The organism is Streptomyces avidinii (genome assembly GCF_014650695.1).
Taxonomy (GTDB): Bacteria; Actinomycetota; Actinomycetes; order Streptomycetales; family Streptomycetaceae; genus Streptomyces; species Streptomyces avidinii.
Window position 1 is genome coordinate 577,094 of record NZ_BMVL01000004.1, and the last position, 25,568, is coordinate 602,661.

The following is a 25,568-nucleotide window of genomic DNA, read 5'->3' on the forward strand; positions in this document are numbered from 1 at the left end:
TCCCTCTCGGTGAACGGGGAGGGCGGCTTCCGCGACGGCTTCGCGCCGCTGCTCCCCGACACCAGGATCGCGCTGGGTGACCTCGCCGCGCTGGAGCGGGAGCTGAAGCGCGGGGACGTGGCCGCCTTCGTCGTCGAGCCCGTCCAGGGCAAGGGGGTGCTGACCGCACCGCCCGGGTTCCTGCTCGCCGCGCAAGAGATGCTGCACCGGCGGGGGGCGCTGCTGATCGCGGACGAGGTGCAGACCGGCCTCGGGCGCACCGGCGACTTCTACGCCTACCAGCACGAGCCGGGCGTGGAGCCGGACCTGGTGTGCGTGGCGAAGGCGCTGTCGGGAGGCTACGTGCCGGTCGGCGCCACCCTGGGCAAGGACTGGATCTTCAAGAAGGTCTACTCGTCCATGGACCGGGTCCTCGTGCACTCCGCCAGCTTCGGCTCGAACGCCCAGGCGATGGCGGCGGGCCTGGCGGTGCTGTCCGTCATGGAGGACGAGGAGGTCGTCGCCAACGCCCGGGCCATGGGCGACCTGCTGCGAGGGCGGCTCGCCGCGCTGGTGGACGAGTACGAGCTGCTGCACGAGGTGCGGGGGCGCGGGCTGATGATCGGCATCGAGTTCGGCCGGCCGTCCTCGCTGGGCCTGCGCAGCCGGTGGACCATGCTGCAGGCGGCCCGCAAGGGACTCTTCGCACAGATGGTCGTGGTGCCGCTGCTCCAGAAGCACCGGATCCTCACCCAGGTCTCCGGGGACCACCTGGAGGTGATCAAGCTGATCCCGCCGCTGATCGTGGACGAGCGGGACGTGGACCGGTTCGTCGGCGCCTTCCGCGAGGTGATGGACGAGGCGCACGGCGGGTCCGGACTGATCTGGGACTTCGGCAGGACGCTGGTGAAGCAGGCCGTCGCCGCGCGCTGACGGCCTGCCGTCCCGGCGGGGAACCGGTCCCGCCGCGTCAGACCAGGAGCCGGTCGCGCAGCCGGTCGAGGGTCTCGGGCCGCAGCCCGAGGCCCTCCGCCAGGTAGCGGTCCACCCCGCCCCAGATCTCGTCGATGGTGTCGAAAGCGGCCACCAGGTACTCGGCGCGGGCGTCGAAGAGCGGTGCGAGGAGCTCCATCACCTCGGGGGAGCGGGCGCCCGCCGACTCGTCGGTGCGGCGCACGCGGTAGCGGCGGTGCGGGGCGTTCGACTCCAGGTAGTCCGTCACGATCGCCTCGCGCTCGACGCCCAGCGCGAGCAGGGTGACGGCGATCGACAGGCCGGCCCGGTCCTTGCCGGCCGCGCAGTGCATGAGCGCGGGGACGCTGTCCTCGGCGAGGGCGTGCACGACCCGGCCGTGCTCGGCGGTGCGCTGCCGGATGATCCCGCGGTAGGAGTTCGACATCCGGGCCGCCGCCTTGCCGTCGCCCAGGATCCCGCGCAGCTGGTCGAGGTCGCCGTCGCGGACCAGCCGCCAGAACTCGCGCCCGTCGGCCGGGTCCGAGAGCGGGATGTTGACGTTCCGGACGCCGGGCAGTTCGACGTCCGGACCCTCCAGGGCGTGGTCGGCGCCGTTGCGGAAGTCGAAGATGGTGTGGAGGCCGAGCGAGGCCAGGAATTCTGCATCGCTTTCGGTGGCATGTGCGAGATGTCCGCTTCGGAACAGTCGTCCCGTCATGACCGTTCGTCCGCCAGAAGTCGGCAATCCCCCCACATCGCGGAAATTGCGCACTCCGGTCAGCTCCGGCTCCTGTATCTGCTGGGTCAAAGCAACTCCTCCGCCGCGTCCTGGGCCCTGTGTCCGAATTACACTACTTGGCGCCAACTTGCCATATCCGGAGGCGAGATCGGGCACGTCCCCGTGAGCCAGATCATACGGTGACCGTGAGTGCCTGATCGCTGAAGGCGAATGGCCAAGTCGGGGCGGCTGTTGGCGGCCGGGAATGGACAGAGGGTGACCGGAATTCCGCCGGTCCCTCATGCCTGTTATTCCGTCAGGGAATTCGCGGCTTGTAGCGCGCGGCCGCAAGGGATTACCTTCGCGATCGATCCGGGCGGAACGCCAAATCCTGCCGCCTCCCGGAAACCGCATCCGACCTATTCGTGCGGCAGGAGCGGGGGAACCAGGTAAGCCGCCGGCCCGGCGATCTTTTCACCGGGACGGCTCGGGGTGAAGCCGTTCATGTCCCGTACATGTACGGCCGGACATCTCCAGTCCGAACCCGACAGCTCACCTCGCAGGCGCCGGAGAGGAATTCGTCATGCCTGCAAAGGGTAAGCACCGCCGTCCCAAGTCCCTTTCCCTTTCGCGCGGTTTCGCCGTCGCCGGAACCGGTGGCGCCGCCCTCGCGCTCCCGCTGATCGGCGCCGCCGGCGCCCACGCGGCCGGCGCTCCGGCCGCCGCTCCCGCGGTGGCCCCCGCGGTCGCCCCGCAGGTTCCGGTCGCGCCGCAGACGGCGCCCGTCGCCGCCGTGCAGGCCGCTCCTGCCGTCTACACCGTGGTGCCGGGCGACTACCTCTCCAAGATCGCCGCGGAGCGCCACCTGTCCGGCGGCTGGGAGCAGCTGTACGCCGACAACCGCGAGGCCGTCGGCAGCAACCCGTCGCTGATCCACCCGGGCCTGAAGCTGCACCTCGGCGGTCCGGGCGAGGCGGCTGCGGCCCCGGCTGCTCCCGAGGCCGACGCGAAGCCGGCCCGGCAGGCCGCGCCGAAGTCCGAGCGCAAGCAGGCCGGTAAGGCCGCCCCGGTGCAGCGGGAAGCCGCCGCCGAGGCTCCTGCCGAGGCCCCCGCCGCACCGCAGTCGGCCGCCGGCTTCGTGGCCCCCGTCAGTGGCGGGATCTCCACCCAGTACAAGGTCGCGGGCAGCATGTGGTCCTCCGGCTACCACACCGGCGTCGACTTCATCGCCAGCTCCGGCACCAGCGTCAAGGCCGTCGGCGCGGGCACCGTGGTCTCCGCCGGCTGGAGCGGCTCGTACGGCAACGAGGTCGTCATCCGCCACGCGGACGGCAAGTACTCCCAGTACGCCCACCTCTCCCAGCTCTCCGTCTCCTCCGGCCAGAGCGTCACCGCCGGGCAGAGCATCGGCCTCTCCGGCTCCACCGGCAATTCGACCGGTCCGCACCTGCACTTCGAGATCCGCACGAGCCCGTCCTACGGCTCGGACCTGGACCCGATCGCGTACCTCCGCTCGAAGGGCGCGAGCCTCTGACGGCACCCGCCGTCGGATCATCGACGCGCGTGAGGCCGGGACCCGAGGGGGGTCCCGGCCTCACGTGTACTTATTCCTTATCCCGTGCGTGGTATAGATCACGGTCCGTCAACCCCTCATTACGTTGGCGTAGGTTGGTTACGGGAGTGAAGTATGGGTTCCCGTGGCAGCGACGACGACGAAACTCAAGACCATCGGCTCGTACGCGGCGATCGGGGACAGCTTCACCGAAGGCGTGGGGGACCCGGGACCCGGGGATTCTTATCTCGGCTGGGCGGACCGGCTCGCCGTGCTCCTGGCCGATCAGCGCGAAGAGCACGACTTCCGGTATGCGAATCTGGCGGTGCGGGGGAAGCTCCTCGACCAGATCGTAGGCGACCAACTCCCGCGGGCCAAGGCCCTCGCGCCGGACCTCGTGACCTTCTGCGCGGGCGGCAACGACATCATCCGGCCCGGGACCGACCCGGACGACGTGGCCGAGCGCTTCGAGGCGGCCGTGGCCGACCTCACCGGGGCCGTCGGCCAGGTCATGATCACCACGGGCTTCGACACCCGCGGCGTCCCGGTGCTCAAGCACTTGCGCGGGAAGGTCGCGACGTACAGCGCGCACGTCCGTGCCATCGCCGACCGCTACGACTGCCCGGTGCTCGACCTCTGGTCGCTGAAGTCCGTACAGGACCGGCGGGCCTGGGACACGGACCGGCTGCACCTCTCGCCCGAGGGCCACACGCGGGTCGCGCTGCGCGCCGCGCAGGTGCTCGGCCTGGAGGTGCCGGCCGACCCGGACCAGCCGTGGCCCCCGCAGCGGCCGCGCGGCTCGGTGGACGTGACCCGGGACAACATCCAGTGGGCCCGCGACCACCTCGTGCCGTGGATCGGCCGACGGCTGCGCGGGGAGTCCTCCGGGGACCACGTGGAGGCCAAGCGGCCGGACCTGCTGCCGCTGTAGCAGGGTCGGGGGGCCGCAAGCGGAATCCTTCGGGGTCGGCGTGCGTTGGGATGGTCGTAGCTCGACGACCGTCCTGACCCCATCCTCCCTGGAGGCGCTTTGACCGGCTCCCGTCCCTTGCGTCCGCGGCTGCGTGCCCTGCGGCCCAAAGCCTTCGGTGCGGACCCGTCCGGTGCCCGGCTGGAGCGGATCCGCCGCTCGCCGAACTTCGCCGACGGCGTCTTCCAGAACCCGGTCGGGGCCCGGAACAGGCCCTCGGGCTCGATGACGGAGTTCGCCAAGATCTACTTCCAGCGGGAGCAGCGGGTCAGGCGCAGCCCCGCCGCGCCGATCCCGGTTCATCCGACGACCCTCGCGGACCTGGCGAAGCCGCCCGCGACCGGCCTGCGGCTGACCTGGATGGGGCACTCCAGCGTGCTCGCGGAGATCGACGGGCGGCGGGTGCTGTTCGACCCGGTCTGGGGCGAGCGGTGCTCCCCCTTCCCCTTCGCCGGCCCCAAGCGACTGCACCCGGTGCCGGTCCCGCTGGCCGCGCTGGGCCCGGTCGACGTCGTGGTCATCTCGCACGACCACTACGACCACCTCGACCTGCCGACGATCAAGGAGCTGGCCGGTACGGACACCATCTTCGCCGTTCCGCTCGGTGTCGGCGCGCACCTGGAGCGCTGGGGCGTACCGGCCGACCGGCTGCACGAGCTGGACTGGAACGAGAGCACCGAGATCGCCGGGCTCTCCCTCACGGCGACCCCCGCCCGACACTTCTGCGGCCGCGGCCTGCGCAACCAGCAGCACACCCTGTGGGCGTCCTGGGTCGTCGCGGGCGACGAGCACCGGATCTACCACAGCGGTGACACCGGCTACTTCCCCGGATTCAAGGAGATCGGCGCCGAGCACGGGCCCTTCGACGCCACGATGATCCAGATCGGCGCCTACTCGGAGTACTGGCCCGACATCCACATGACGCCCGAGGAGGGCATGCGCGCCCACCTCGACCTGCAGGGGGGTACCCCGCAGGGCACGATGCTGCCGATCCACTGGGGCACCTTCAACCTGGCCCTGCACCCGTGGGACGAGCCGGGCGAGGGCACGCTGACCGCGGCCGAGGGTGCGGGGGCGGCCGTCGCGCTGCCGATCCCGGGCCAGCCGTTCGAGCCCGGCGCCTCCGGCGCCCCGCACACGCCGTGGTGGCGGCCCTTCGTCGCCGGGGCGGCGACGGGCGGGCGGATCGACGGTCCGTCGTCCGTGCCCCCGCTGGGCGCCGGGGCAGTGGCGGGGACGGCAGCGCGCGTGGGGTCCGCGGCAGCCGGCGGTCAGGAGAAGCCGGAGTCCGTCGGGTCGTAGCGCACCACGCGGACAGAGACTGCGGCCGCCCCGGCACATCGGGGCGGCCCGGGGCCGGCGTCGTCCGGACCGGCTTCCGTCCGGCTGCCGAGGGGCGGCGCCGGGGCGGTCCACAGGGCCCGACCGGCGCATTCGGGCGGCTGTACGAGCGCTCCACCGGGAGCGGGAAGCACCCCCACGAAGTTCGCAAACTGGTACTCCCGGGCGTGGCGGAGGGGTCTAGCGTGGGTATTCGGTGATCAACACCGGGCCCCGGGAACGCTGGGGGCCGGGCCCCACGTACCGAGGACCCACATGTCCGGACTCCGCGCCGCCCGCCATGCCACGTCGAGACTCGCCGTCACCGGTCCCGGCCGGCAGATACGCCCCCAGCTGGTGCGCGCCGCCGTACTGCCCACGCTCGCCGCCGGGCTCAGCGGCGCCGCCGCGGTGATCTTCACCCTCCAGCTCGGCGGGGGAGCGGGCGAGCGCGACGCCCGGCTGTGGCCCGTGCTCACCGGCTGCGCCCTCCTTGTGATCGGCGCCCTCGCGGCCGCCCTCCTCGGGGCGCAGCGCGCCGCCAAGGCCGTACGGGACCGGTGCGAGGCGCTGCGCCGCTCCAGCGTGCGCGGCCGTCACGAGCTGCGCACGGCCGCCGATCGGCTGGACCGGGGCGAGACCCCGGCCCGCCCCGTGCGCGGTGGCCCGAGCTCCCCGGCGCCCGGCGGGGACCCGGCCGGCCTGGACGAGTTCTGGCTGCTCTCCCAGGAGCTGCGCAGTGCCCGCGAACAGGCGCACACCACCCTGCTGCGGCTGGCCGGACCGGCCACCCCGTCCGACAGCGAGCGCAAGGTCGAGGTCTTCGTCAACCTCGCGCGGCGCCTCCAGTCCCTCGTGCACCGCGAGATCTCGCTGCTGGACGAGCTGGAGGACACGGTCGAGGACCCGGACCTGCTCAAGGAGCTCTTCCACGTCGACCACCTCGCCACCCGCATCCGCCGCCACGCAGAGAACCTCGCCGTACTGGGCGGCGCCGCCTCCCGGCGCCAGTGGACCCGGCCCATCGATCTGAGCGAGGTGCTCCGCTCCTCGGTCGCGGAGGTCGAGCAGTACACCCGGGTCAAGGTCGTGCCCCCGGCCGGCGGCAGCGTCCGCGGGCATGCCGTCGCGGACGTGGTGCACCTGCTGGCCGAGCTCGTCGAGAACGCCACCGTGTTCTCCGCCCCCGACACGGACGTGGTGCTGCGCGCCGAGCGGGTCACCGCCGGGATCGCCGTCGAGGTGGAGGACCGGGGGCTCGGCATGCCGGCCGAGGAACAGCACCGGATGAACTCCCTGCTGGGCGACCCCGACCAGGTCAGCGTCCGGAGCCTGCTGGCGGACGGACGGATCGGCCTTTTCGTCGTGTCGGCACTGGCCCGCCGGCACGGGATCGCCGTCGAGCTCAAGTCCAACATCTACGGCGGTGTGCTCGCCGTGCTGGTGCTGCCGCAGGAGCTGCTGGGAGCCGAAGTGCCTTCCGCGGCCGACGCGGCGGGGGGCTCACGGGCCACCTCGTGGGGGACCGGGCAGGGGGCGGCGGCCGCGCCGCTGGAGCCGGTCCGGATGGACCTGCCGGGGCCCGGGCCGCGGCCCGCGCGCGCACCCGTACCCGTACCGGTGATCGTCGCGGAACCGGCGTCCCCGCCCGCGCCGCGGCCCGGTACGACGGTCGGGCCCGTGCCCTCCCCCCGGACCGGTGCCGATCCCGCGTTCGGCCCTCCGTCCGATCCGCCGCCCGGTGCCGGGGCGATGGCCTGGTCGGCGCCCGCCACGGCCCCCCGGGGCGGCCCCGTGCCGGGTCCGGCCACCGGGGCGGTGGCCTGGTCGGCCCCGGAGCCCTCGGCCCCTTCCGCACCCGGCGGGCCCGACACGGGCGACCGGCCGCTGCTGCCCCGGCGCCGCGCCCAGGAGCACCTCGCGCCCCAGCTGCGCGAGGCCCCCGCTCCCCGGCGGGCCGCGGACTCCGAGCAACCCGTCCACGACCCGGGCCTGATGGCCGCGTTCCAACGCGGCTTCGGCCTCGCCCAGTCGGAGAACCAGGCATGACCCCGACCCCTCATCCCCTCAGCAAGGAGCGCACCCCCATGGGCGGCGAAGTGGCGACGAAGACCGGCAGCCGGCTCTCGGATCTCGACTGGCTGCTCAGCGGCCTGGTGCAACGCGTGCCGTACACGCGCAGCGCCGTACTCCTCACCGCCGACGGGCTCGTGACCTGCGTGCACGGTCTGGACGCCGACAGCGCCGACCATATGGCGGCCCTCGCGTCGGGGCTCTACTCGCTCGGCCGCAGCGCGGGCTCCCGCTTTGCGGCCGGGGCCGACGTGCGGCAGGTCGTGGTCGAACTGGACACCGCGCTCGTCTTCGTCTGCGCCGCCGGATCCGGGACCTGCCTGGCGGTCCTCGCCGACCGGGAGGCCGACGCCGGGGTGCTCGGCTACGAGATGGCGATGCTGGTCAAGAGCGTCCGTCCGTACCTCGCGGCCCCGCCGCGCCGGCCCGTCGCCGACGTGGAGCGATGAGGGTCCGCGGGACGGGGGCGTACGCGAAGGGGCGGGACACGCCGTGGCTCGACGACTCTGCGGGCCGGGTGATGCGCCCGTACACCGCCAGCGGGGGGCGGACCAGACCGGGCGTCGCGCTCGACCTGCTCTCGCTGGTGACGGCGACCGGGGTGCGGCCGCGCGTCCCGCTCGGCGCGGAGCACACCCTTGCGCTGCGGATCTGCGCAGGCTCCGCGACCGTCACCGTCGCCGAGGTGGCCGGGCAGCTGAGGCTGCCGGCCGTGGTGGTGAAGGTGCTGCTGTCCGACCTGATGGAACACGGGGCCCTGATGGCTCAGGCGCCGCGGTTCCCGGGCGGCGGCTCGTTCGCCGCCGATGACCGGTCCCTGCTCCTGGCGGTGCTCGATGGCCTGCGCAAACGACTGTGACGCCCCCGCTCCCGTGCCCCCGTCCGCCCCCGCGCCCGCCCCCGGATCCTCGCCCGTGACGCTGAAGATCCTGGTCGCGGGCGGTTTCGGGGCGGGCAAGACCACCTTCGTGGGCGCGGTGAGCGAGATCGAACCGCTCTGTACGGAGGAACTGATCGGCGGCCTCGGAGCGAGCGCCGACCCGCTGCACGGAGTCGAGGAGAAAACCACGACGACCGTCGCGCTCGACTTCGGCCGGATCACCCTCGACGAGCGCCACGTGCTCTACCTCTTCGGCACGCCCGGACAGCACCGCTTCTGGTTCCTCTGGGAGGAGCTGTGCAGGGGGGCGCTCGGGGCGGTGGTGCTCGCCGACACCCGCCGCCTGGCCGACTGCTTCCCCGCCGTGGACTTCTTCGAGCGGCGCGGCATCGGCTTCATCGTCGCCGTCAACGAGTTCGACGGCGGTCACCGTTACGCGCCCGACGAGGTCCGCGAGGCGGTCGGGATCGGGCCCGAGGTGCCGGTCGTACGGTGCGACGCGCGCCTGACCAGTTCCGGGACGGGGGCGCTGGCCGCCCTCGTCCGTCATCTGTTGTGCATGTCTTCGGAGTCGGGGGAACCGTTATGACCTACTACGAATCGACCGGACACCTGCTGCTCACGCCGGTGGACCGGGAGGCGCCGGTGCGCGCCCTCCGGTTGCGCGAGCTGGGCCTGGGGGAGCGTACGGACGCCGAACTGGACGCTTTCGCGCGGCGCGTCGCCGACACGCTCGGCGCACCGTACGCGGGGGTCAACTTCATCGGCGAGGAGCGGCAGTTCTTCGCCGGGCTGCACCACGCCGCCGGGGCGCCGGCCAGCGGCTACCCGGCGCGCGTGCTGGCCCGCGACCAGGGCTACTGCCCGCACGTGGTGGTGCGCCGGCGGGCGCTGGTGCTGGAGGACGTACGGGACTTCGCGCGCTTCGCGGGCAACGCGGTCGTGGACGAGAGCGGGGTGCGGTCGTACGTGGGCGCCCCGCTCCTGGACCGGCGCGGGGTCGTGCTGGGCACGGTGTGCGCGGTGGACGTGGTACCGCGGCGGTGGGGGACCGAGGGGCTCACCACCGTGAAGGAGCTGGCGGCGGATCTGGTGGCGCTGGTGCACGAACGGGAGGACCGGGGGCAGGTCCCCGGGGCGGTGGCGGGGGAGAACCGGCGGGGGTGAGCGGGATGGTCGGCGGCGGGCGCTACGGTCGCGGGACAAGCGTTCGCCGGTGGCTGGAGAGGGGTCTCGGGGATGGCCGCAACCGCACAGGACGTCCGCCTGATCGCGCTGTCGCTCCCGGACAGCACGGAGAAGATCGCCTGGGGCATGCCGACCTTCCGGGTCGGCGGGAAGATCTTCGTCTCGCTGGCCGACGACGACACCTCGATCGGGGTGAAGTGCCCGAAGGAGGACCGGGCCGAGCTGATCGCGGCGGAGCCGGAGAAGTTCTTCCTGCGTGCCGGCCACGACGACAACTACGCCTGGATCCGGGTCCGGCTGGCGGCGCTGCAGGGCGCGGGAGAGCTGCGCTCCATCCTGATCGACTCCTGGCTCCAGGCGGCGCCCAAGCGCCTGATCGCCGCCCATCCGGAGCTGACCGACGCCACCGGCTGAGCCGGCGGAATCGACGGATCCGCTGCCGAAACGGTCACGGTTTGAGGAAGGACCGAGGCGATTAGTCTGTTCTGTGGCATTCCTCGAACCGGGGTGGCACTGGGTGTCGGCTAGCCTCCGGAAGTGAACCTGACCAAACGCTTGTCTGCCCAGCGTGCCGCGCGAGGCGCGGCCGAGGGCGGCACTCCTTCCGCCGCTGCGCGGCTGGGCTGGCTGGACAGCCTCCGCGGCATAGCAGCGCTCTCCGTCGCCGTGTACCACCTGGCGCTGCCGTTCTACTGGGTGCCGCACGGCACCCGGGTCCCGTACTACCTGGACCCGGGGATCTTCGGGGTCCTGCTGTTCTTCCTGGTGAGCGGATACATCATTCCGGCTTCCCTGGAGCGGCGCGGCGACATACGGGCCTTCTGGGTCGGCCGCGTCTTCCGGATCTACCCGGTCGTCATCCTCACGGTGGTCGCCTCGCTGCTGATCCTGCCCCGTGCGCACACGGTGATCGCGGACTGGGGGTTCCAGCACGCGCTGCTGTCGCTGGTCGGCAACGGGCTGATGATCCAGGACCTGATGGGCATCCCCAACGTGATCGGCGTGATGTGGACCCTCACGTACGAGATGGTCTTCTACTACTTCGTCACGGCACTGTTCGCGATGGGCTGGCACCGCAGGAGCGCGCCCATAGCCGTCGGCTTCGCCGCGGTGGCCCTGGTCCTCGGCGGCTGGATCTCCCTCGGCACGATCTCGGTGAACCTGACCTCCACCCGGCACCTGGTCGTGGCCTGCGCGACCATCGTGCTGATGGCGATGGCGTGCATCATGACCGGCAAGCCGGCGCTGACCCGGACCGGAGCGGTGCTCCTGGGCGGCCTCGGCCTGCTGCTGATTACGCTCAACAGCCGGGCCACGGCCTTCGAGACCATGATGATCTTCGCGACCATGTTCTCCGGCACCGTGCTGTACCGCCTGGAGCACGGCCAGATCGAACGCGCCCAGGCCTTGCTGTCCTGCGCCTTCGTCGTCGCCTGCGGCTTCCTCGTCGGCTACCTGTACAACCGCGGGCCGGCCCTCTGGCGTACGTGGAGCGAGTCGTGGATGGCCTGGTCCTTCGCGTACGTGGCCGCGTGGGCGGTCTTCGTCGCGGGCATGCTGCTGCGCAAGCGTCGCTTCCCGCGCTGGCTGAGCTGGCTCGGCGCGATCAGCTACTCGCTGTATCTCCTGCACAACCCGGTGATCCACGGCATGAACTGGCTGCTGGAGGGGCGCGGTCCGATCGAGAGCTGGACCGGCCGCCTCGTGCAGTTCGGCGTCGTCGCAGCCGCGCTGCTGCTCCTCAGCCACCTGAGCTACCGCCTGGTGGAGCTGCCCTTCCAGAACCTGGGCCGCCGCGTCCTGAAGGCTGCGACACGGCCGCGTTCGCGAGCGTCGCTGATCGTGGCGCAGACGCAGACGCAGACGCAGGAGCCGGCGGATGTGGCCGACGCGGAACCGTCGGCGGAAAAGGTGGGCGCGACCACCCCGTGAAGTGCGGTATCGTTCTCCTGCGCGTTCAACCAGGGGAAAGCCCAGGTCAGCGCGCATCGGGACGTGGCGCAGCTTGGTAGCGCACTTGACTGGGGGTCAAGGGGTCGCAGGTTCAAATCCTGTCGTCCCGACTCGTGAGAGTCGTAGATCGAAGGGCCGATCCGGAGCAATCCGGATCGGCCCTTCGATCGTTCTCCACCCTCCTGGGCGTGCTGCGGCCGAGGTCAGGCGCTCGCGCCGGCGTCGCCCCCCGGTGCTTGCCGGTGCACAGCGTCCGTCGGCGCTCCGGCCGGACGGTGGGGCCGTTTCCGGACGAATCCGCGAACGGCCCCCACCGTCCGGTCGGGATCCGGGCTCCTAGCGCGGGCCCGCCAGGACGGGGTGCGGGGCCCGGGTGCCCGGAGGCCGGTCGGGCCACTCGCGGTGGGGCCGGGCCCCGGCGGCCGGCCTTCGCGACAGATTGGCGCTGATCATCGCGGCCGCGCGGGCCACGGACTCGCCCAGCGGGGCGATCTGCCCGGCCTCCAGGCTGGTCGCCGCCACGGCGGCCACCACCTGACCGGACGAGGAGAGTATCGGCGCCGATACACACGAGAGGGAGCTCACGCACTGCCCGTACTCGAAGGCGAGCCCCCGCTCCCTGGCCTGTGCGACCTCCCTGGCCCACGAGGCGGCCGTGCGCCCCTCGGGCGGCTCGCCCGACGGGGCCGAGGCCGCGAGGATCAGCTCGGCCGCGCTCCCGGGCGGCAGTACGACGCCCGAGCTCAGCGGAAAGACGTCGTCCACCTCGCCGCGCAGCCCCCCGACGACGATCGTCCGGCCCGCCTCGGCCACCGACAGGCTGAGACTGAGCCGGCCGCTCGCCGAGGCGAGCTCGCGCAGCGGCCGGGCCGACGCCGCGCGCAGCGCACGCGCGGGGTGCCATGCCTGTCCCAGCCGGAAGGTCCGGGCCCCGAGACGGTAGCGGCCGGCGCGGCTCTGCACCGCGCCCAGGGCCACCAGCTGCCCCAACAGCCGGTGGGCGGTGGCCTTCGGCAGTTCGGCGTCGGTCGCCAGGCGGGTCAGGCCGACTTCCTCGCCCTGCGCGAGCACTTCCATCAACGCGAACGCACCCTCGAGTACGCCCCGCCCCTCTGCACCGGATCTGGCCATGGGCGGTCCCCCTTTCACATCTGGCCCCATCGGTCGGATGGGTCCAGAACTCCCCGTTCGTCCCGGATCGTTGGAGGTAACGGTGGTGCCGTCCCCCGTTCACCGGTCCGTTGAATGGACCAGATCATTGCCCGTGTGTTGCGATCGCGCCAGTGTGTTCACGTCCAAGTGACGGAACGTTACGGCGACCTCAGGGGAGCCCGAATGACCGTCCGCCCGGAACGAAACAAGGAGGATCCGATGAGCGCGATCAAGACGAGCGCCAAGCAGTTCAAGTACGTCATGGGCGCCATGACGGCGGTCTTCTTCGCCACCTGTTCCGCCAGCTGACGAAGAAGTGAGGGGTGGGAGCGGCGTGCCGCTCCCACCCCTTCGCCACGCCCCAGGGAGGTATGAGTGCTGGAGACCGGTGTCCGCCAGGTACGGGTGGCCATGGCGATGGTGTTCGGCCGGCGGCTGAACGTCCGGGCCGTCGAGCGACTGGTCGCCGACGCCCTCCTCACGCTGGAGGAGTTCGGCTCGCTCGGCGACGACGTGGACGAACTGGCCGACGGGCCGTTCGCCGATCCCGACGAGCGCCGGGACCTGCAGAACCGCGCGCTCCAGCGGACCGTGCGCCGCCTGGCCAAGCACTCCCCCTTCTACCGGGAGCGCCTCGCCGGCATCGACCTCGACGGCCTGACCGCCGAGACGCTCACCAGGATCCCGGTGACCCGCAAGGTCGATCTCATCGAACGGCCCGCCGACTTCCTGTGCAGCACCCCCTACCTGGCGACCCAGACGACCGGTACCACCGGCCGCCCGGTGCAGATCTGGCTCTCCCGCTACGAGATGGAACTCTGGCCCGCACTCATCGCGCTGTCCCTGGTGCTGCGCGGCGATCTCGGCCCGGGCGACCGCATGCAGATCAACCTCAGCTCGCGGGCGACGGCCGCCGTGCAGGAGGACGTCGAGGTGTGCCGGCTCGCGAACGCCTCGTGCCACGTCGTGGGACAGATCCCGCCGGAGGAGTCCGTCGAGCACCTGCTCACCGAAGTCGGCGGCACCCGGCCCACCATCCTCACGGGCAACCCCAGTTACCTCGGCCAGATGGTCACCGCCGCGCGGCGTCGCGGCTACGGGCCCGACGACTTCGGACTGCGGGCGATCTACGCCGGCGGGGAGATGCTGTCGCGGAGCCTCGCGGACGCCCTGCGCGAGACGTTCGGGGCCAAGGCCGTCGGCGACGCCTTCGGCATGACCGAGCTGCTGCCGGTCGGCGGCCGCACCTGCAGCAAGCGGCACCTCCACATCGACCCCAACATGGGCTACACCGAGGTCCTCGACCTGACGAGCGGCGAGCCCGCCGGACCCGGCCGGCTCGGCGAACTGACGGTCACGCCCTACTTTCCCTACCGGGAGTGCATGCCGGTCCTGCGCTACAACACCGGTGACGTGGTCCGCACGCTGGACGGCGAACCGGACTGCGAGCTGGCGGCCGTGCCCGCCGTCTCCCACATCCTCGGCAAGTCGGGCACGCTGCACCGCACCGTCGAGGGCCTGGTGACCCCGCGCGACATCCTGGAGGCGCTGGACGGCACCCCCGGACTGCCGTGGCCGCTGCGCCACCGGGCCGAGGTCGGGGACGACGGCCGGCTCCACGTGGAGGTCGCCTCCAAGGAGGTCACCGAGGCGGAGGCGGCCGAACGGCTGCGGGACCGGGGCATCGACGCCCGCGTCACGGTCCTGCCCGTGGACGACGAAGTAGCCGCGCGCCTCTTCCCCCTCCGCTGCGACCTGTTGGAGCACACCTTCACCCGGAGCCACGCATGACGGTCTTCTTCCAGCTCGCGGTCACCATCGCCCTGGCGCTCGGCGTGTGCGTCGGCGCGATCGCCTACTTCCGTGCCGTGCGCACCCCGAGGCCGCCCGTCGGCGTCTTCAACGGCAGCGACATCTTCATGATGATGGGCTTCGTCCTGGCGCTGCCGTACATCTATCTGACGCTGCCGGGAGCGGTCCTGCCGGTGGTGCTCGCCCTGGTCTTCGCCGGTGGGCTGTCGGTCGGCTATCAGCCCCTGATCGGCAACGGCCGACTGCGGTGGGCGCTGATCGCCCTACTCATCGCGAGCGTGCTCGCCTGCCACCTGGCCTTCGGCGAGACCGCGCCGCCGTACTGGATCGCGAACAGCGCCGTCGTCCTGCTGATCGTCGTCTCCGCCACGAACCTCAACGTGCAGGGCGGCATGCGCCTGAAGAACGTCGCGTGGTTCCTGCTCGCGCTCACCGCCTACGACGCCTTCTTCGCCTGGGTCGTCCCGCTGACCCAGGAGCTGTCCGACGCCGTCCAGGGATACCCGTACGCCCCCGCCGCGGGCCTGCGCATCGGCGAGGACCTGGGGGCCGTGGTCGGCATGGGCGACCTGCTGGCCTACGCCCTGTTCACCACCACCGCCTACAAGGCGTACGGGACCCGGGGGCTGCGGACCGGGATCGCGCTGGTCACCCTCTTCGGCGCCGTCGCGCCCGTGGCCACGCTGCACATCGTCGCGGCGGTCACCGACCACGCGCCGACCCTGATCCCGGCCCAGGTGTTCTTCGGCCCGGCGGCCTTCCTCGGCTACCGCTTCCTGCGCCGCGGCGGCCCCGAGCGGCGGATGGCCGACGTGGTGTTCCGCGGGACCCGCGGGGCGCCCGGGCCCGCCCGGCCGCAGGCCCCGGCGGGCCGCGGTGCCGCCGCCGAACCCGTGGGCTGAGCGGGCCGCGCCGTCCGGGTGCGGCTAGCCTGAAACTGCGGTGCACCGGCGCGATCGGAGGACCACATGACCGCCGTCGATCCTGCCAGCGAGCGGCCCCGGAGCCGGTACCGTGACACGCGCCGACTGGCTCCTGCTCCCCGCTGAACGCGGCAACCCCGCGACGCGCCTGGACCGCCGCCGCCCGGACGGCACGGCCTGGTCCACGGGCAACCACGTACGGCCCCTGGTCCACGGCGCCGTGTACTTCGCGGAACTGCTCGCGGCCGTCCGCGCTACGGGCCCGGGCGATCTGCTGATGTTCACCGACTGGCGCGGCGATCCGGACGAGCGGCTCGCCGGGCCCGGCACCGAGATCGGCGCCGTGCTGTGCCGGGCGGCCGAGCGAGGCGTCCTCGTCAAGGGGCTGCTGTGGCGGTCCCACCTGGACAGTCTTCACTTCAGCCAAGAAGAGAACCTCCGCTTCGGCAAGGAGCTCGCACGGGCCGGCGGTGAGTGCCTGCTCGACATGCGGGCCCGGCCCGGCGGCTCCCACCACCAGAAACTGGTGGTGCTGCGGCACCGCGGCCGTCCGGAGCTCGACGTCGCTTACGTCGGCGGGATCGACCTCTGTCACAACCGCAACGACGACGCCTCGCACACGGGCGACCGCCAATCGCTCACGCTGGCCCGTGCCTACGGGCCGCACCCGCCCTGGCACGACGTCCAGCTCGCCCTGCGCGGGCCCGTCGTGGGTGACGTCGAGGCCGTCTTCCGCGAGCGCTGGCAGGACCCGGCTCCGCTCAGTCGCAGCCCGCTCGTCCGCTTGCGGGAGCGGATGCACCGCGAGGACATCAGCGCGGACCCGCTGCCCCCGCAGTCACCCGATCCGGCGCCCTGCGGCACGCACACCGTCCAACTGCTGCGGACGTATCCGAACCGCCTGCTGTCCGGCTACCCCTTCGCCCCGGACGGCGAGCGCAGCATCGCCCGCGGGTACACCAAGGCGCTGCGCCGGGCCCGGGCGATGATCTACCTGGAGGACCAGTACCTGTGGTCGCCCCGGGTGGTGGAGCGCTTCGCCCGGGCGCTGCGCGATCACCCGGGGCTGCGGGTGATCGCGGTCGTCCCCAGCGTTCCGGAGCAGGACGGTCCGCTCACCGGGCCGATGAACCTGATCGGGCGGATCACGGCCCTGGACGAGCTGCGCCGGGCCGGCGGCGACCGGGTCGCGGTGTACGGCCTGGAGAACCGGGCGGGAACACCGGTCTACGTCCACGCCAAGGTGTGCGTGATCGACGACGTCTGGGCCTCGGTCGGCTCCGACAACATCAACCTCCGTTCGTGGACGCACGATTCCGAGCTGGGCTGCGCCGTGTACGACGAGCGTCCGGACCCGCGCCGGCCGGCCGATCCGGGAGGGCTGGGGGACGGCGCGCGGGCCTTCGCCCGGGAGCTGCGCCTGGAGCTCATGCGCGAACACACCGGGGCCGGGGCGGCGGACGAGCTGTGCGACCCCGCGTCCGCCTTCGATGCCTTCGCCGCGTGCGCGGCGGCCCTGGACGCCTGGTACGCGGGCGGCCGCCCCGGTCCACGGCCGCCGGGCCGGCTGCGCCGGTACGGGTCCCCGGACCTGGCCGTGACCCGGCGGCTGCTCGCCACCCCGCTGCACCACCTGCTCGTCGACCCGGACGGCCGTCCGCGCGGGCTGCGGCACCGGGGCGCCTTCTAGCGAGAAACCATTGAAAACACGTACAAATTCATGTCACATAGTGCCCGTTCCCGACACGGTGGGTACCGCTTAAGTGACCAAAATGGCGGCGGGTTAGCATATGAGCACCGCCTAGCTCGAAAGATAATCCTGTGACTGTCAATGAGGACTCGTTCACCAGCTGGAAGAACCGCGAGGAGATCGCGGAGTCGATGATCCCGATCATCGGGAAGCTGCACCGGGAGCGGGACGTCACGATCCTGCTCCACAGCCGATCCCTGGTGAACAAGTCGGTGGTCAGCATCCTCAAGACCCACCGATTCGCCCGGCAGATCGACGGTGAGGAGCTCTCGGTCACCGAGACGCTGCCGTTCCTGCAGGTGCTCACCACGCTCGATCTCGGCCCGTCCCAGATCGACATCGGCATGCTCGCCGCGGACTACAAGAGCGACGACCGCGGCCTCTCGGTGGCCGAGTTCACCGCCGAGGCCGTCGCCGGCGCCACCGGCACGAACAAGATCGAGCGCGGCGAGGGCCGCGATGTCGTCCTGTACGGCTTCGGCCGCATCGGCCGCCTCGTCGCCCGCCTGCTGATCGAGAAGGCCGGCTCCGGCAACGGCCTGCGCCTGCGCGCCATCGTCGTCCGTCAGGGCGGCGACCAGGACATCGTCAAGCGCGCCTCGCTGCTGCGCCGCGACTCGATCCACGGCCAGTTCCAGGGCACGATCACCGTGGACGAGGCGAGCAGCACGATCATCGCCAACGGCAACGCCATCAAGGTGATCTACGCGAACGACCCGTCCGAGGTGGACTACACCGAGCACGGCATCAAGGACGCCATCCTCATCGACAACACGGGCAAGTGGCGTGACCGTGAGGGCCTGTCCAAGCACCTGCGCCCCGGCATCGACAAGGTCGTGCTGACCGCTCCGGGCAAGGGCGACGTCCCGAACATCGTCCACGGCGTCAACCACGACACCATCAAGCCGGACGAGCAGATCCTGTCCTGCGCCTCCTGCACCACCAACGCGATCGTTCCGCCGCTGAAGGCCATGGACGACGAGTACGGTGTCCTGCGCGGTCACGTGGAGACCGTCCACTCGTTCACGAACGACCAGAACCTGCTGGACAACTACCACAAGGCCGACCGTCGTGGCCGCTCCGCGCCGCTCAACATGGTCATCACCGAGACCGGTGCCGCCTCCGCCGTCGCCAAGGCGCTGCCGGACCTGAAGGCGCCGATCACCGGCAGCTCGATCCGCGTCCCCGTCCCGGACGTCTCGATCGCCATCCTGAGCCTGCGCCTGGGCCGTGAGACCACCCGCGAAGAGGTCCTCGACTACCTCCGCGACGTCTCGCTGCACTCGCCGCTCAAGCGCCAGATCGACTTCACCACGGCGCCCGACGCGGTCTCCATGGACTTCGTCGGCTCGCGCCACGCCTCGATCGTCGACGCGGGCGCCACCAAGGTGGACGGCGACAACGCCATCCTCTACCTCTGGTACGACAACGAGTTCGGCTACTCCTGCCAGGTCATCCGTGTGGTCCAGCACGTGTCCGGTGTGGAGTACCCGACCTACCCGATTCCGGCGGTCTGATCCTCGGGGATCCGTCAGATCACTCGCCGTTCGACCGGCTGCCTCGACAGGCGGGGGACAGAGGGAGGGCAACCGATGCCGACGGGCATCGGTTCGCCCGGCCCACGGTCCCCCGCCTGTCGTGCGTCCGTCCCCCGCCCGTGGAGCGCCACGAGATGGCGGGCCAGGGCGATCCCGGCCAGCACGGCAACGAGCGCGCACACACCCTGCCAGCCGGCCCGGCCGTAGATCCGCACGCCGACCCAGGACCCGGCGCTGCCGCCCAGGTAGGCGCAGGTCATGTAGGCGGTGTTGAGCCGGCTCCGGGCGTCGGGGCGCAGGGCGTACACCCGGGCCTGGTTGGCGACCATGCCGGACTGCATCGCGATGTCGAGCAGCAGGGTGCCGCCCGCCAGCGCGACCGTGCCGGCCGCCCCGCCCCGGGCGCCCGCCGTGAGGACCGCCGCCGAGACGAGGACCCCGATCAGGCAGACGAGGTTCACCCGGTCCGCTCCCGTACGGTCCACCAGGCGCCCGGCGTACGGGGTGCACAGCATGGTGGCCGCGCCCACCAGGGCGAGCATCCCCACCGCATGGGCACCCAGGCCGTAGGCCGGGCCGGTGAGCAGCAGCGCCAGGCAGGTCCAGACCGCCGAGAACCCGCCGAACACCGTCGCCTGGTAGAGGCAGGAGCGGCGCAGTTCCGGTTCGGTCCGCAGCAGGCGCAGCGGCTCGGCCAGCAGCGCCGGGTACCGCTGCCGCGAGCTCGGGAGGCTGACCGGCAGGGTGCGGGCCAGCACGGCCGCGAGGATCAGGGCCACGGCCCCGGCCACCAGATAGGGGGCGCGCCACCCCAGCCATTCCCCGAGCGTCCCGCCGAAGGTGCGGGCCAGCAGCATGCCCCCGGTCGAACCGCTCAGCAGGGTGCCCAGTACCGCTCCCCTGCGCTCGGCGGCCACCAGCCCCGCCGCCAGCGGACCGATGACCTGGGCGGCAACCGTGGTCATGCCGACGACGGCCGCCGCGGCGATCAGCGGGGCCAGCCCCGGCGCGCAGCCCGCGGCCAGCAGACCGACGCCGGTCAGGGCCAGCAGGGTGACGAGGAACGGGCGGTGCGGCAGCCGGTCGCCCAGCGGCCCCAGCAGGAAGATTCCGGCCGTGTAGCCGATCTGGATCGCGGTCACCACGAGCGTGGCCGAACCGGGCGACTCGTGCAGGGCCGCGACGACCAGGGGGCTGATCGCCTGCGGGAAGTAGACGGTTCCCACGCCGACGGCGCAGGTCAGGGTCAGGAGCAGGAGCAACCGGCGGCTCATCCCGGGCCGCCGGTGGGCGGTGTCTGCCACGAGGGGACTTGTCATGGGACGGAGTCCACGGCACATTTGCCCCCGCGCCAATCGATGTAGCGTATGCCTCAATGATCAGCTTCGAACTCGGCGTCGAGGACCTTGCCGACACCCGTTTCGCGCTGTCGCCCCTGTACGAGACGGTGCTCAGCCTGCGTGTGCTGCGCGAGCCGGGACTCTCCGCCCTCCACCTCCCGTGGCGCAGGTCGGTCCTCGGCGTACTCGACGGGCTCGACACGGAACTGCTGATGTCCGTGGTCGCGGTACGGCGCACCCTGCCCGACTTCCTGACCCCGAGGCCCGCGGTCTTCGCCCCCTCCTTCGAGGAGGAACTGGCTGCGGTCCGCCGGACGCCCCCGGACCTGGTCCGCCGCGATCTGCTGGCCGCGCACGCCCCCGACCCGCTCCCGGCCCCGCTGCTCGGCGCCCTCGCCCCCGGCGACGGGCCCGTCCTCGCCCTCCGCGACGCCCTGTGCGCGGTCCTGCACCAGTACTGGGAAGCCGCCGTCCGGCCGATGTGGCCGCGGATGCGCCTCCTGCTTGAGGCCGACATGACCTACCGCGCGCGGCAACTGGCCATGGGCGGGGCCCGCCTCCTCTTCGCCGACATGCACCCGAACCTGCGCTGGCAGGGCGGCGTGCTGCACATCGGACAGATGATCAGCCGGCACCGCGTCGTGGCGTCCGGCCGAGGGCTGCTCCTCGTACCGTCCGTGTTCGCGCACAAGCCCGCACCGCCGGTCAGTCCGCAGGAGGCGCCGACGCTGGCGTACCCGAGCCGCGGTGTGGCGACCCTGTGGGTGCGCGAGCCCGTCGCCGACACGGCCGCCCTGGTGTCCCTGCTGGGCGCGCCCAAGGCGAGGCTGCTCGGCCTGCTCGACGAGCCGCTGCCCACGGTCGAGCTCGCCCGGCGCCTCGGGGTCACCGCGAGCGCCGTCTCCCAGCACCTGGGCGTGCTGTACGCCACCGGCCTCGTCTCACGGGCGCGCCACGGACGGCAGGTCCTCTATCGCCGCAGTCCTCTCGGGGATCGGCTGAGCGGCAGCGGGAAGCCGGTGTGAGCCGCGGAGGCCGCCCGGCGGGACCGGGGCGCGCGCATCACGCCCGCGCACGCACCGGACGGCGCAGCAGGTACCCGGCCGCGGCCCCGACCAGTACGGCCATGCACGCGATGAACACCAGCCCGGCGCCCTCCAGACCGATCGGCTCCACCAGCAGCCCCACCCCGATCACCGGCACCGAGATGCCCGTGTACGCCACGACGAACAGCATCGAGATCACCGCCGCGCGCTGATCCGGCGGAGAGGCCGCCGCCACCGCGGACAGCGACCCGCGGAACGCCAGCCCCTGCCCGGCCCCGCCCACCAGCGCGCTCGCGACCACCAGCGCCAGCTGGTCCCACCACAACGCACCCGCCAGCAGCACCAGCCCGGCGAGCAGCCCCGCGCAGCCCAGGGGCAGCGAGCGGCTCACCCCGACCCGGCCGACCGCCAGTTGCCCGGCGGTCGAGGCGAAGAAGGCCAGCGCGACGATCGCCCCGCTCACCGCGTGGTTGTGCACGTCCAGGGACTGCGCGAGGAAGGCGGGGCTGACCGAGGTGAAGACCCCGAACAGCGCGAAGCCCACGAACGAGGTGATCGCCGCGGGAGCGAACACCGACCGCACCTGCGGGGGCAGGCCGGGCCGCTGCGGTCGTACGGTGCTCAGCGGCTTCCGGTCCCGCACGGTCTCCGGCAGTCGCAGCAGGATCAGGGCGGAGGCCGCCACCAGCGCGAGGTGCACGGCGAACGGCAGGTACAGCGGCCACGGGGCGTACTGCGCGAGCACTCCGGCGAGCAGTGGGCCGCAGCCGAGCCCGCCCATATTGGCGGCCGTCGCCACGAACGTGGCCCGGGCGGCGCCGCTGCCGGGTGCCAGTTCCATCACGTAGGCCGTGGCGGCCCCGGTGAAGAGCCCGGCGGACAGCCCCGACAGCAGCCGGCCCGCGTACAGCCAGCCCAGTCCGGTGGCGCACAGGAAGCAGACGGCGCTCAGCGCCGAGAAGGCCAGGCCCGCCAGCAGCACCGGCCGGCGGCCGACGGCGTCCGAGGCGTTGCCCGCCAGCAGCAGTACGCCGATCACCCCGAAGGCGTACACCGCGTACACGACGGTCACCATCAGCTCGGAGAACCCGAACTTCTCCTGGTAGAGGCCGTAGAGGGGGGTCGGCAGCGTGGTGCCGGCCATGCACACGGCGAACACCGCCCCGCTGAGGAAGCACTGGCGCCACCGCCGGCGATCACCGTCCATGCCGCCGACCGTAACCCCGCCGCCGCGGCCCGGCGCGGCGGCGGCCGGGCCGCGGCGGTCAGGGGCGGCCCGCGTGCAGTTCCAGCGGGCCGGTGCCCGTGGCCAGGGCGGTGAGGCAGGCGGTGATCTGGCGCCGCAGGGCGGGTTTGACCAGGCCGCGGAGGTCCGCGGGGGCCACGGCGCGCCACTGGAGCAGCTCGGTCTCGTCCAGCCGGATCCGGGCGAGTGCGGGCGCGTCGAGCACGCCGCCGTCGTAGAGGAATCGGATCCGGGCCGGACGGCCCGCCTTGTGGGACCAGTTCACGGCCAGCAGGCGGCCCGGGGCGAGGTCGAGACCGAGTTCCTCGTGGACCTCCCGCCGGGCCGCGGCGCGCGGGATCTCACCGAGGTCGCTGTCGATGCCGCCGCCGGGCAGGTTCCACCGGTCGGACCTGCCGTACGCCGGCTGGACCAGCAGCACCCGGCCGTCGGGGTCGGTGAACAGCACGCTCGCCGCGGTCACCGCCTTGGGCCGGCTGGCCCGGTGACTGGCCGGGTCGAGGGCGCCCGAGTGCTCCAGGGCGACGCGCCGGGCCGGGTCCAGGCCGGCCGGGGAGCCGGGATGGGGCACACCGTCGACGAGGTGGGCGAAGGACCCGGTGTGCAGGGCGGCCAGCGCGGCGAGCAGCCGGGGCGCGACCGGGGCGGGCAGGGCCGCACAGGCTTCGTCCGGCGGGAGCCAGTGCGCCCCGGTGAGCGACCCGGCGGGGAGGGAGATCGCGTCGGCCTGTTGCGGCGGGACCGGGCCGACGAGGTGGACGTGCACGACGAGGGAACGGCCGGGTACGCCGGCCGCGCCGGGCGACCGCGAATCCACCGCCAGCAGCCGGCCGGCCGGCAGAGCGAGGTCCAGCTCCTCCTTCAGGACCCGGGCCAGTCCCTCCTCAGGGGTCTCGGTCTCCTCGACCGTGCCGCCCGGCAGCTGCGGATCCGCCGCGCGCGAGGGGGTCAGTACGAGGACCCGCCCGCCCGTGTCCAGGACGACCCCGGTGGCGGCCACGAGCGGGGAGGGGCGGTCGGGCACGAGGGGCTCCTGGGGGTCGGTTCGGCGGCACGAGCACTATGCCCCGGCCGCGGCGGGTGCCCGGCGCCGACATGCGGGGCTCAGGCGCGGGCCAGCAGCAGGCCGCCCATGGTGACCATGGTCGCAGCGACCAGCCCGTCCATGATCCGCCAGGCGGCGGGGCGGGCGAGCAGGCCGCTGAGCAGCCGGGCCCCGTAGCCCAGAGCGGCGAACCAGGTCAGGCTGGCCAGCCCGGCCCCGATGCCGAAGGCCCAGCGCAGGTCGCCGCGGTCGGCGGCGAGGGAACCGACGAGCAGCACGGTGTCCAGGTACACGTGCGGGTTGAGCCAGGTCATGGCCAGGCAGGTCAGCACGGCCCGGCGGGCGGAGCCGCTGGTGGCCCCCTCCGTGGTGAGGGCCGCGCCCGGGGCGGGCCGCAGCACCCGGCGGGCGGCGAGGACTCCGTAGCAGATCAGGAAGGCGCCCCCGGCGAGCCCGACCACCGTCAGGGCGGCCGGCCAGGCGGTGACGAAGGCACCGACGCCCGCGACGCCGAGGGCGATGAGGAGTGCGTCGGAGACGGCGCAGATGGCGACCACGGCGAGGACTGCGTGACGGCGCGCACCCTGGCGCAGGACGAAGGCGTTCTGTGCGCCGATGGCGACGATGAGGGAGAGTCCGGTGCCGAAGCCGGCGAGGGCCGCGGTGAGGATGCCGTAGTTCATGGCTCGACCGTAGGCAGCGCTGCCTGTTCAGTACAGCTAAAGATTTTTACGTACCATTAGCGCTCGTGATGGACGAGCTTCCGCTGGACCAGGTACGCACGCTGCTCGCCGTGGTGGACGAGGGCACCTTCGACGCGGCGGCGGCCGCCCTGCACGTGACGCCCTCCGCGGTCAGCCAACGGGTCAAGGCGCTGGAGCAGCGGACCGGGCGGGTGCTGCTGATGCGGACGAAGCCGGTGCGGGCGACCGAATCGGGGGAAGTCGTGGTCCGCTTCGCCCGCCAGCTGGCCCGGCTGGAGCGCGACGCGCGCGCCGGGCTGGGGATGGCCGAGGGAATGGGCCCGGTGCGGCTGCCGATCGCGGTGAACGCGGACTCCCTCGCCACCTGGTTCCTGCCCGCGCTGACGCGGGTGCCGCAGGATCCGCCGGTGTGCATCGAACTCCACCGCGAGGACGAGTCGCACACGACGGCGCTGCTGCGCGAGGGACAGGTGATGGCGGCGGTGACCTCCTCGCCCGACCCGGTGGCGGGGTGCAGCGTGCGGATGCTGGGGCTGTCCCGGTACCTGCCGGTGGCGAGCCCCGCGTTCGCGGCGCGGTACCTGACGGGGGAGCCGGAGCGGGACCTGCGGGAGGCACCGACGATCGTCTTCGACCGCAAGGACGACCTCCAGGACGCCTTCGTGCGCGCGCTGACGGGGGACGAGGCTGCCGGTGCGGGGCCGGTGCGGCACTACATACCGACGTCGGAGGGCTTCCGTGACGCGGTGGTCGCGGGGCTGGGATGGGGGCTGGTGCCGGAGCAGCAGTCGAGCCCGCTGGTACGGACGGGGAAGCTGGTGCTGCTGGAACCACTGCGGCCGATGGACGTGCCCCTGTACTGGCAGCAGTGGAAGCTCGACTCACCGGCCCTGTCGAAGGTCGCGGGCGTGATCGCGGCGGCGGCCCGGGAGGCGCTGCGCAGCCCTTCGCCGTGATCGGCGCGGCACCGCCTAAGCTGCGACGCATGGAGTCCTACACGATCGGTCAGGCGGCTCGGCTGCTCGGTGTCAGCGTCGACACGGCGCGGCGCTGGGCGGACGCCGAACGGTTCCCCACCCACCGCGAGGGCACCCGACGGATGGTGGACGGTCCCGACCTGGCCGCGTTCTGCGTCGAGGCGGCGCAGGAGGGCACCGAGGGCGAGGAGGCCGCGTACACCTCGGCCCGCAACGCCTTCCCGGGCATCGTCACCGGGGTGAAGCTGGGCACGGTCGACGCGCAGGTGGAGATCCAGGCCGGACCGCACCGGATCGTGTCGCTGCTGACGCGTGAGGCGGTGGAGGAGCTCGGGCTGGAGGTCGGCGCGCGGGCCACGGCGCGGGTGAAGTCGACGAGCGTGTTCATCGACCGGGTCTGAAACGCGCGGGCCGCCGGCGACTTCACGGCGGGAGGCGGTGAGCCCGG

The 25,568-nt window shown here is 72.7% G+C and carries 24 protein-coding genes, 1 tRNA gene and 1 riboswitch; of the genes, 19 read left to right on the top strand and 6 right to left on the bottom strand.

Annotation, left to right across the window (positions count from 1 at the left end):
* Nucleotides 1-912 (top strand): aspartate aminotransferase family protein (locus IE257_RS38185; RefSeq protein WP_229920323.1); only part of this gene is annotated, 912 nt, incomplete at its 5' end.
* Between the two features lie 37 nt (nucleotides 913-949).
* Here IE257_RS38185 and IE257_RS13590 read toward each other — a convergent pair.
* Nucleotides 950-1,741, bottom strand: coding sequence for a tyrosine-protein phosphatase (locus IE257_RS13590; RefSeq protein ID WP_189968186.1), 792 nt, complete (start codon nucleotides 1,739-1,741; stop codon nucleotides 950-952).
* Nucleotides 1,742-2,056: 315 nt separating this feature from the next.
* A riboswitch (cyclic di-AMP (ydaO/yuaA leader) is annotated at nucleotides 2,057-2,232 on the top strand.
* 2 nt (nucleotides 2,233-2,234) lie between these two features.
* Between IE257_RS13590 and IE257_RS13595 the strand changes: the two genes are divergently transcribed.
* The 11 genes from IE257_RS13595 to IE257_RS13645 all read left to right on the top strand — a co-directional run bounded on the left by IE257_RS13595 (nucleotide 2,235) and on the right by IE257_RS13645 (nucleotide 11,697).
* The gene (locus IE257_RS13595) at nucleotides 2,235-3,185 is read left to right on the top strand and encodes a LysM peptidoglycan-binding domain-containing M23 family metallopeptidase (RefSeq protein ID WP_189968187.1); all 951 of its coding nucleotides are present in this window, start codon (nucleotides 2,235-2,237) and stop codon (nucleotides 3,183-3,185) included.
* 163 nt (nucleotides 3,186-3,348) lie between these two features.
* Complete coding sequence (locus IE257_RS13600; RefSeq protein ID WP_189968189.1) at nucleotides 3,349-4,134, top strand: SGNH/GDSL hydrolase family protein; 786 nt, start codon at nucleotides 3,349-3,351, stop codon at nucleotides 4,132-4,134.
* A 99-nt stretch (nucleotides 4,135-4,233) separates the two neighbouring features.
* Nucleotides 4,234-5,475, top strand: coding sequence for an MBL fold metallo-hydrolase (locus IE257_RS13605; protein ID WP_189968192.1), 1,242 nt, complete (start codon nucleotides 4,234-4,236; stop codon nucleotides 5,473-5,475).
* A gap of 294 nt (nucleotides 5,476-5,769) precedes the next feature.
* Nucleotides 5,770-7,542, top strand: a complete 1,773-nt coding sequence (locus IE257_RS13610) for an ATP-binding protein (protein ID WP_189968194.1) — start codon at nucleotides 5,770-5,772, stop codon at nucleotides 7,540-7,542.
* A gap of 38 nt (nucleotides 7,543-7,580) precedes the next feature.
* Nucleotides 7,581-8,015, top strand: a complete 435-nt coding sequence (locus IE257_RS13615; protein WP_189968350.1) for a roadblock/LC7 domain-containing protein — start codon at nucleotides 7,581-7,583, stop codon at nucleotides 8,013-8,015.
* Nucleotides 8,012-8,425, top strand: a complete 414-nt coding sequence (locus IE257_RS13620; protein WP_189968196.1) for a DUF742 domain-containing protein — start codon at nucleotides 8,012-8,014, stop codon at nucleotides 8,423-8,425. Before IE257_RS13615 ends, IE257_RS13620 begins: the two co-directional genes overlap by 4 nt.
* Entirely contained in the window at nucleotides 8,403-9,035 is a 633-nt protein-coding gene (locus IE257_RS13625) for a GTP-binding protein (protein ID WP_189968198.1), read from the top strand. The genes IE257_RS13620 and IE257_RS13625 overlap by 23 nt, the downstream gene beginning before the upstream one ends.
* On the top strand, nucleotides 9,032-9,613 hold the full coding sequence (locus IE257_RS13630; protein ID WP_189968200.1) for a GAF domain-containing protein: 582 nt from the start codon (nucleotides 9,032-9,034) through the stop codon (nucleotides 9,611-9,613). The genes IE257_RS13625 and IE257_RS13630 overlap by 4 nt, the downstream gene beginning before the upstream one ends.
* 72 nt (nucleotides 9,614-9,685) lie before the next feature.
* A complete protein-coding gene (locus IE257_RS13635; RefSeq protein WP_189968202.1) occupies nucleotides 9,686-10,048 on the top strand; it encodes an MmcQ/YjbR family DNA-binding protein in 363 nt (120 codons plus the stop codon).
* A 123-nt stretch (nucleotides 10,049-10,171) separates the two neighbouring features.
* Entirely contained in the window at nucleotides 10,172-11,566 is a 1,395-nt protein-coding gene (locus tag IE257_RS13640) for an acyltransferase family protein (protein ID WP_189968204.1), read from the top strand.
* Between the two features lie 57 nt (nucleotides 11,567-11,623).
* A tRNA-Pro gene (locus IE257_RS13645) sits at nucleotides 11,624-11,697 on the top strand.
* Between the two features lie 226 nt (nucleotides 11,698-11,923).
* Here IE257_RS13645 and IE257_RS13650 read toward each other — a convergent pair.
* Nucleotides 11,924-12,718, bottom strand: coding sequence for an IclR family transcriptional regulator (locus tag IE257_RS13650; RefSeq protein ID WP_189968206.1), 795 nt, complete (start codon nucleotides 12,716-12,718; stop codon nucleotides 11,924-11,926).
* Between the two features lie 396 nt (nucleotides 12,719-13,114).
* Between IE257_RS13650 and IE257_RS13655 the strand changes: the two genes are divergently transcribed.
* From IE257_RS13655 to IE257_RS13670, 4 genes are all read left to right on the top strand, one after another.
* Entirely contained in the window at nucleotides 13,115-14,530 is a 1,416-nt protein-coding gene (locus tag IE257_RS13655) for a phenylacetate--CoA ligase family protein (RefSeq protein ID WP_189968208.1), read from the top strand.
* Nucleotides 14,527-15,453 (top strand): hypothetical protein, encoded by a 927-nt coding sequence (locus tag IE257_RS13660; protein ID WP_189968210.1) that lies wholly within the window; start codon nucleotides 14,527-14,529, stop codon nucleotides 15,451-15,453. Before IE257_RS13655 ends, IE257_RS13660 begins: the two co-directional genes overlap by 4 nt.
* Before the next feature lie 112 nt (nucleotides 15,454-15,565).
* Nucleotides 15,566-17,164 carry a phospholipase D family protein gene (locus tag IE257_RS13665; protein ID WP_189968212.1) on the top strand — a complete coding sequence of 533 codons (1,599 nt, stop codon included), beginning with the start codon at nucleotides 15,566-15,568 and terminating at the stop codon, nucleotides 17,162-17,164.
* A gap of 131 nt (nucleotides 17,165-17,295) precedes the next feature.
* Entirely contained in the window at nucleotides 17,296-18,741 is a 1,446-nt protein-coding gene (locus IE257_RS13670) for a glyceraldehyde-3-phosphate dehydrogenase (protein ID WP_189968214.1), read from the top strand.
* A gap of 14 nt (nucleotides 18,742-18,755) precedes the next feature.
* On the opposite strand, the gene IE257_RS13675 is transcribed toward IE257_RS13670, so the two are convergent.
* Nucleotides 18,756-20,036, bottom strand: coding sequence for an MFS transporter (locus IE257_RS13675; RefSeq protein WP_189968352.1), 1,281 nt, complete (start codon nucleotides 20,034-20,036; stop codon nucleotides 18,756-18,758).
* Nucleotides 20,037-20,137: 101 nt separating this feature from the next.
* Between IE257_RS13675 and IE257_RS13680 the strand changes: the two genes are divergently transcribed.
* Entirely contained in the window at nucleotides 20,138-21,127 is a 990-nt protein-coding gene (locus tag IE257_RS13680) for an ArsR/SmtB family transcription factor (RefSeq protein ID WP_189968216.1), read from the top strand.
* Between the two features lie 37 nt (nucleotides 21,128-21,164).
* Here IE257_RS13680 and IE257_RS13685 read toward each other — a convergent pair whose 3' ends face one another.
* The 3 genes from IE257_RS13685 to IE257_RS13695 all read right to left on the bottom strand — a co-directional run bounded on the left by IE257_RS13685 (nucleotide 21,165) and on the right by IE257_RS13695 (nucleotide 24,122).
* Nucleotides 21,165-22,355 (bottom strand): MFS transporter, encoded by a 1,191-nt coding sequence (locus tag IE257_RS13685; RefSeq protein ID WP_189968218.1) that lies wholly within the window; start codon nucleotides 22,353-22,355, stop codon nucleotides 21,165-21,167.
* A 58-nt stretch (nucleotides 22,356-22,413) separates the two neighbouring features.
* A complete protein-coding gene (locus IE257_RS13690) occupies nucleotides 22,414-23,418 on the bottom strand; it encodes an NUDIX hydrolase (RefSeq protein WP_189968220.1) in 1,005 nt (334 codons plus the stop codon).
* 80 nt (nucleotides 23,419-23,498) lie between these two features.
* Entirely contained in the window at nucleotides 23,499-24,122 is a 624-nt protein-coding gene (locus IE257_RS13695; protein WP_189968222.1) for a LysE/ArgO family amino acid transporter, read from the bottom strand.
* Between the two features lie 68 nt (nucleotides 24,123-24,190).
* Between IE257_RS13695 and IE257_RS13700 the strand changes: the two genes are divergently transcribed.
* Nucleotides 24,191-25,099: a LysR family transcriptional regulator ArgP gene (locus IE257_RS13700; RefSeq protein ID WP_189968355.1), complete on the top strand. Its 909-nt coding sequence runs from the start codon at nucleotides 24,191-24,193 to the stop codon at nucleotides 25,097-25,099.
* A gap of 29 nt (nucleotides 25,100-25,128) precedes the next feature.
* Nucleotides 25,129-25,521: a TOBE domain-containing protein gene (locus tag IE257_RS13705; RefSeq protein ID WP_189968224.1), complete on the top strand. Its 393-nt coding sequence runs from the start codon at nucleotides 25,129-25,131 to the stop codon at nucleotides 25,519-25,521.
* Nucleotides 25,522-25,568: the final 47 nt, after the last annotated feature.

Excerpts from the sequence above, each read along its gene's own strand:
- IE257_RS13595 (WP_189968187.1), top strand. The coding sequence starts at position 2,235 with ATGCCTGCAAAGGGTAAGCACCGCCGTCCCAAGTCCCTTTCCCTTTCG.
- IE257_RS13610 (WP_189968194.1), top strand. The coding sequence starts at position 5,770 with ATGTCCGGACTCCGCGCCGCCCGCCATGCCACGTCGAGACTCGCCGTC.
- IE257_RS13615 (WP_189968350.1), top strand. The coding sequence starts at position 7,581 with ATGGGCGGCGAAGTGGCGACGAAGACCGGCAGCCGGCTCTCGGATCTC.
- IE257_RS13620 (WP_189968196.1), top strand. The coding sequence starts at position 8,012 with ATGAGGGTCCGCGGGACGGGGGCGTACGCGAAGGGGCGGGACACGCCG.
- IE257_RS13625 (WP_189968198.1), top strand. The coding sequence starts at position 8,403 with ATGGCCTGCGCAAACGACTGTGACGCCCCCGCTCCCGTGCCCCCGTCC.
- IE257_RS13630 (WP_189968200.1), top strand. The coding sequence starts at position 9,032 with ATGACCTACTACGAATCGACCGGACACCTGCTGCTCACGCCGGTGGAC.
- IE257_RS13635 (WP_189968202.1), top strand. The coding sequence starts at position 9,686 with ATGGCCGCAACCGCACAGGACGTCCGCCTGATCGCGCTGTCGCTCCCG.
- IE257_RS13650 (WP_189968206.1), bottom strand. The coding sequence starts at position 12,718 with ATGGCCAGATCCGGTGCAGAGGGGCGGGGCGTACTCGAGGGTGCGTTC.
- IE257_RS13660 (WP_189968210.1), top strand. The coding sequence starts at position 14,527 with ATGACGGTCTTCTTCCAGCTCGCGGTCACCATCGCCCTGGCGCTCGGC.
- IE257_RS13675 (WP_189968352.1), bottom strand. The coding sequence starts at position 20,036 with ATGAGCCGCCGGTTGCTCCTGCTCCTGACCCTGACCTGCGCCGTCGGC.
- IE257_RS13680 (WP_189968216.1), top strand. The coding sequence starts at position 20,138 with ATGATCAGCTTCGAACTCGGCGTCGAGGACCTTGCCGACACCCGTTTC.
- IE257_RS13685 (WP_189968218.1), bottom strand. The coding sequence starts at position 22,355 with ATGGACGGTGATCGCCGGCGGTGGCGCCAGTGCTTCCTCAGCGGGGCG.
- IE257_RS13695 (WP_189968222.1), bottom strand. The coding sequence starts at position 24,122 with ATGAACTACGGCATCCTCACCGCGGCCCTCGCCGGCTTCGGCACCGGA.
- IE257_RS13700 (WP_189968355.1), top strand. The coding sequence starts at position 24,191 with ATGGACGAGCTTCCGCTGGACCAGGTACGCACGCTGCTCGCCGTGGTG.
- IE257_RS13705 (WP_189968224.1), top strand. The coding sequence starts at position 25,129 with ATGGAGTCCTACACGATCGGTCAGGCGGCTCGGCTGCTCGGTGTCAGC.